General features: G+C 73.5%; 4 protein-coding genes. All 4 read right to left on the bottom strand.

The genetic code is table 11. The features are described 5' to 3' along the window. Positions 1-135 precede the first annotated feature (135 nt). Positions 136-1116, bottom strand: coding sequence for a methylmalonyl Co-A mutase-associated GTPase MeaB (gene meaB / locus ABD993_RS33685; protein WP_345427253.1), 981 nt, complete (start codon positions 1114-1116; stop codon positions 136-138). Further along, on the bottom strand, positions 1116-3245 hold the full coding sequence (scpA, locus tag ABD993_RS33680) for a methylmalonyl-CoA mutase (protein ID WP_345427255.1): 2130 nt from the start codon (positions 3243-3245) through the stop codon (positions 1116-1118). Before scpA ends, meaB begins: the two co-directional genes overlap by 1 nt. A gap of 38 nt (positions 3246-3283) precedes the next feature. Further along, on the bottom strand, positions 3284-5185 hold the full coding sequence (locus ABD993_RS33675) for a methylmalonyl-CoA mutase family protein (RefSeq protein WP_345427251.1): 1902 nt from the start codon (positions 5183-5185) through the stop codon (positions 3284-3286). 180 nt (positions 5186-5365) lie between these two features. Continuing rightward, positions 5366-5691 (bottom strand): Rieske (2Fe-2S) protein (locus tag ABD993_RS33670; protein ID WP_345427249.1); only part of this gene is annotated, 326 nt, incomplete at its 5' end.

Here is a 5691-nt window from a genome sequence, read left to right as displayed (position 1 = left end):
GCGGCGGGCGCGGCGGGCGCGGCGGGCGCGGCGGGCGTCTCCCGCTCGCGCGCCTGCCCCGCCAGGTCCGTCATGTCTCCAGCATGCGCCCACCAGCGCGTTCTGTCAGCGCACGTCCCCGGCGCGCCGGGATGATCAACCCAGCAGGTCGAGGATCTGCTCGGCTGCCAGGGTCGGGGTCAGCGTGCCCGCGCGGATCTCCGCCGTCACCTCGGGGAGGCGGTGCCTGACCTTCGGGTCGCTGGTCAGCCGGTCCAGAAGTTGCTCGCGGATCATCGCCCACATCCACTCGACCTGCTGGTCCGCGCGCCGCGTGGCCAGCTCGCCGTGCTTCTCGAGCGCCGCCCGGTGCTCGAGGACCTTGCCCCACACCTCGTCCAAGCCCTTGCCGGTCTGCGCCGAGCAGGACATCACCGGCGCACGCCAGTGCTCGCTGGCAGGCGTCATCATGTGCAGCGCGCCCGCCAGGTCCCGCGCGGCGGACCGGGCCTCGTTCTCGTGCGGCCCGTCCGCCTTGTTGACGGCGACGACGTCCGCCAGCTCCAGGATCCCCTTCTTGATCCCCTGCAGCTGGTCGCCGGTGCGCGCGATCGTGAGGAACAGGAACGTGTCCACCATCCCGGCCACCGTGACCTCGGACTGGCCGACGCCCACGGTCTCGACCAGCACGACGTCGTACCCCGCGGCCTCCATCAGCACCATCGTCTCGCGGGTGCGCCGGGCGACCCCGCCGAGCGTGCCCGCGGAGGGCGAGGGCCGGATGAAGGCGTTGTCATCCACCGCCAGGGCGGCCATCCGGGTCTTGTCCCCCAGGATCGAGCCGCCCGTCCGGGTGGACGAGGGGTCGACGGCGAGCACCGCGACCTTGTGCCCCTGGCCGGTCAGCCGGGTGCCCAGGGCCTCGATGAAGGTCGACTTCCCGACCCCGGGCACCCCGGAGATCCCGACCCGCACCGCTCCCCCGGCGTGCGGGGTGAGCTCCAGCAGCAGCCGCTGGGCCTCCTCGCGGTGCGCGGGCTTGGCCGACTCGACCAGCGTGATCGCCCGGGCGAGCAACGTGCGGTTGCCGTCGAGGACCCCCTTGGCGAGGGTCTCGACGTCGACCCGGCGCGGCATCAGCCCTGGGCCGCCTTCAGCTTCTCCAGCAGGTCGATGGCCGCCTCGGAGATGACCGTGCCGGGCGGGAAGACCGCGGCGGCGCCCATCTCGATCAGCTCCGGGACGTCCGCGGGCGGGATCACGCCGCCGACCACGATCATGATGTCCTCCCGGTCCAGCTTCGCGAGCTCCTCCTTCAGCTCGGGCACCAGGGTGAGGTGCCCGGCCGCGAGCGAGCTCGCCCCGACGACGTGGACGTCCGCCTCGACGGCCTGGCGCGCCACCTCCGCCGGGGTCTGGAACAGCGGGCCAACGTCCACGTCGAAGCCGAGGTCGGCGAACGCCGTGGCGATCACCTTCTGGCCGCGGTCGTGGCCGTCCTGCCCCATCTTCGCGACGAGGATGCGGGGCTGGCGGCCCTCCTCCTCGGCGAACTCGGCCACGAGCTCGCGGGCGCGGGTGATCGCCGGGCTGGACCCGGCCTCGTCGGAGTACACGCCGGAGATGATCCTGATCTGCCCGGAGTGCCGCCCGAACACCTTCTCCAGCGCGTCGGAGATCTCGCCGACCGTGGCCTTCGCCCGGGCGGCGTCGACGGCCAGGGCCAGCAGGTTCTGGTCGAAGCCGCGCTCCGACCCGTCCGCGATCGCGGCCGCCGAGTTCGTCAGCGCCTCCAGCGCGGAGTCCACGGCGCGGGAGTCCCGCTCGGCGCGCAGCCGCTCCAGCTTCTCCAGCTGCTCGCGGCGGACCTGCTTGTTGTCGACCTTGAGGACGTCGATCGCCTCGTCGGACTCGACGACGTACTTGTTCACGCCGATGACCGGCTGCCGCCCCGAGTCGATCCGGGCCTGCGTGCGGGCCGCGGCCTCCTCGACGCGCAGCTTCGGGATGCCGGCGTCGATCGCCTGGGCCATCCCGCCCGCCTTCTCGACCTCGGTGATGTGCCCCCACGCACGGCGCGCGAGGTCGTAGGTCAGCTTCTCGACGTAGTGCGAGCCGCCCCACGGGTCGATGACCTTCGTGGTCCCGGACTCCTGCTGCAGCAGCAGCTGGGTGTTGCGGGCGATGCGCGCGGAGAAGTCGGTGGGCAGCGCGAGGGCCTCGTCGAGGGCGTTGGTGTGGAGGGACTGGGTGTGCCCCTGCGTCGCGGCCATCGCCTCGATGCAGGTGCGGACCACGTTGTTGTAGACGTCCTGCGCGGTCAGCGACCAGCCGGAGGTCTGCGAGTGCGTGCGCAGCGACAGCGACTTGGGGTTCTTCGGCCCGAACCCGTTCACGAGCTTCGACCAGAGCAGGCGCGCGGCCCGCATCTTGGCGACCTCCATGAAGAAGTTCATCCCGATCGCCCAGAAGAAGCTCAGCCGGGGGGCGAACCTGTCCACGTCCAGTCCCGCGTCGATCCCGGACCGCAGGTACTCCACGCCGTCGGCGAGGGTGTAGGCCAGCTCGAGGTCGTTCGTCGCCCCGGCCTCCTGGATGTGGTACCCGGAGATCGAGATCGAGTTGAACTTCGGCATCTTCCGGCTCGTGTAGCTGAAGATGTCCGAGATGATCCGCATGCTCGGCTGCGGCGGGTAGATGTAGGTGTTGCGGACCATGAACTCCTTGAGGATGTCGTTCTGGATGGTCCCCGCGAGCTGCTCCGGTGCCACCCCCTGCTCCTCGGCCGCGACGATGTAGAGCGCGAGCACCGGCAGGACGGCGCCGTTCATGGTCATCGAGACGGACATCCTGTCCAGGGGGATGCCGTCGAAGAGCTGGCGCATGTCGTAGATCGAGTCGATCGCGACGCCCGCCATGCCGACGTCTCCGCCGACGCGCGGGTGGTCCGAGTCGTAGCCGCGGTGCGTGGCCAGGTCGAACGCGATCGACAGGCCCTTCTGCCCGGCCGCGAGGTTGCGCCGGTAGAAGGCGTTGGACTCGGTGGCGGTGGAGAAGCCCGCGTACTGGCGGACCGTCCACGGCTGGCTGGCGTACATCGTCGGGTACGGCCCGCGCAGGTACGGCGTGATGCCCGGGTAGGTGTGCAGGAAGTCCACACCCTCCAGGTCCGCCGGGGTGTAGAGCCGCTGGACCGGGATGCCCTCGGGGGACTCCCAGGGCTCACCCGCGGCGAACTCCGTGCCGGGCGTGACCTCGGACGCCAGGCCGACCGTCGTGAAGTCGGGGATACTCGCCGGACTGGTCACTGGGCACCCTCCAGGGCCTCGTACACGTCCTCGATCACGGCCAGGGCGTCGCAGCCCGCGTACAGGTAGCCGTCCACCCCGTCCACGGGCCCCTTGCCCGCCAGCAGGATGCGCGCGGCGCCCGCCTCGCGCAGGGCGGCGGCGGTGGCCTCGGCCCGCTCGGCGTAGAGCGCGTCCGTGGAGCAGAGCACCACGACCGGGCTGCCGTTCCAGGCCTTCACCACGTCCTCGGCGGACTCGGTCGCGCCCGCCTCGTCGTCCGCGATGCCCCCGGCCTGCAGGAGGTTGCGCGCGAAGCCCGCCCGCGCGGTGTAGGCCGCGAGCGGACCCAGGGTGGCGAGGAAGGCGGTGGGGCGGGACCCGGTCTCGGCGAGCACCGCGTCCGACCGGTCCCGGTACCCCTCGTACGCACCGGCCGGCCGGTACAGCGGCAGGCCCCCGCGCTCGACGGGCGACGGGAGCGGGGTGCGCTCGACCGGCTTCTCGTCCAGGTTCGGGAACTCCGACACCCCGGTCAACGGGGTCCGCCGGGTGGCGACCCCCTTCTCCCGCGCGCTCCGGACCTCCGCCGCGGCCGTGGCGACGAGCCCGTTGTCCAGCGCCGCGACGGCGCCGCCCGCGGCCTCGATCTCCTGGAAGAAGGCCCAGCCCGCCTTCGCGAGGTCGTCCGTGAGGTGCTCGACGTACCAGGAGCCGCCCGCCGGGTCGAGCACCCGCGACAGGTGCGACTCCTCGATCAGCAGCGACTGGGTGTTCCGCGCGACGCGCCGGGAGAAGCCCTCGGCCTCGCCGATCGCGATGTCGAAGGGCGGCACGGTGACCGCGTCCGCCCCACCGACGCCCGCGGCGAACCCGGCGACGGTGCCGCGCAGCATGTTCACCCACGGGTCACGCCTGGTGAACAGCGTCGGGCTCACCACGGCGTGCTGGGTCTGCCCGGGCCCGCTCGCGCCGGACGCCTCCAGCACCCGACCCCACAGCCGGCGCGCGGCGCGCAGCTTCGCGATGGTCGGGAACTGCTCGGCCGTGGCGGCGTAGCGGAACTCCAGCAGGCCCGCGGCCCGCTCGACCGACAGCCCGGCCTCGGTGAGCGCTCGCAGGTACGCGACGCCCGCGGCGAGCGAGAAGCCCAGCTCCTGGCCCTCGGAGCCACCCGCCTCCTGGACCGGCGTTGCGTCCACGACGACCGCCTTGACCAGCGGGTACTCCTCGGCGACCCGGGTCGCGAGCGGGACGACGGAGGCGACCTCGGGGCCCGCGCCGGAGCGCGCCCGCAGACCGATCGGGTCCAGGCCCAGGGTGCCGAGCAGGGCGGTCTTCGCGACGCCCTTCGCCTCGGCCAGCGCGAGGAACGCCTCGGCGGCCTCGGTCGCCTCGACGCCCGCGTCGAGCACCACGGGGGCGAGGTCGAGGAGGACCTCGTCCAGCACCGCGGGCAGCTCGGTCACGGGGACCCCGCCCGCGCCGACGGCGAGCCAGACGGAGGCGACCCCGTTCTCCAGGTCGGCCAGGACCGCCGCGCGGGCGGTGGTGCCGTTCTCCGCGGCGTGGTGCTGGCGGACGTCCCACCGCTCCCGGTCCCCCGAGCCGCGGGTGAACGGCAGCGCGCCGGGGACCCCGGTCGCGGGCAAGCCCTCGACGTCCTCGGCGCTGTAGAGCGGACGCACGCGCAGGCCGTCCGCGGTGCTCCACGTCAGCTTGTCCACGCCCGCGCCGAGCGCGGCGTCGTCGGTGATCCGGCCCGACTTGCGCAGCACCCCGTCGACCGCGGCGGCCCACTCGTCCCGGCTCGCCTCGGCGAACTCCGCCGCGAGGACGAGGTGCTCCGGGGGCTCCGGGGCAGCCGCCTCGAGCTCCTGCTCGTCGACCTGGTCGGTCGGTGCGTCCTGCGGGGTCATGCGCCACTCCTCACCGACCCCGGCGAGCGCACACGCCGTGGTGCGTCGTCGCTACCCGGGGTGGCTGGGAGTCTAGTGAGCGGCCGCGGCGCGGGTCAGGTCGGTCCATCGTGATCTGGACCCCACACCCGGGCGGCCGCGGGAGGCGCGCCGTCCGCGCCGACGGCCCGTTTCCCCAGCTCAGGCCAGGGTGATGAAGTCTCCTGACACCGCGATCGCCCGCGCGGGCAGCGGGGACCCCGCTGGGCCGTCCGTCACACTGCCGTCCGCCACGGCGAACCGGCTGCCGTGGCAGGGGCACACGATCTGGCCGTCCGTCACCTCCGTGACCTCGCAGCCCTGGTGGGTGCAGGTCGTCGAGAAGGCCTCGAACCGCCCCGCCGTGGGCTGGGTGATCACGATCTGCTGCGCCGCCAGGATCACCCCGCCGCCGACCGCCCCGTCCGCGGTGGTGGCCGCCGCGGCGGGCGCCGCACCGCCGCTCGCGGCGGCGGGCGCCGCGGCGG

It is taken from the genome of Pseudonocardia xishanensis (genome assembly GCF_039541715.1).
GTDB classification, from domain to species: Bacteria; Actinomycetota; Actinomycetes; order Mycobacteriales; family Pseudonocardiaceae; genus Pseudonocardia; species Pseudonocardia xishanensis.
The sequence above is the reverse complement of the archived record's forward strand: the minus strand, read 5'-3'. Positions and strand labels throughout refer to the sequence as shown.

What these genes read in the sequence shown, in the direction of transcription:
- meaB (WP_345427253.1), bottom strand. Translation starts at nt 1,116, where the DNA reads ATGCCGCGCCGGGTCGACGTCGAGACCCTCGCCAAGGGGGTCCTCGAC.
- ABD993_RS33675 (WP_345427251.1), bottom strand. Translation starts at nt 5,185, where the DNA reads ATGACCCCGCAGGACGCACCGACCGACCAGGTCGACGAGCAGGAGCTC.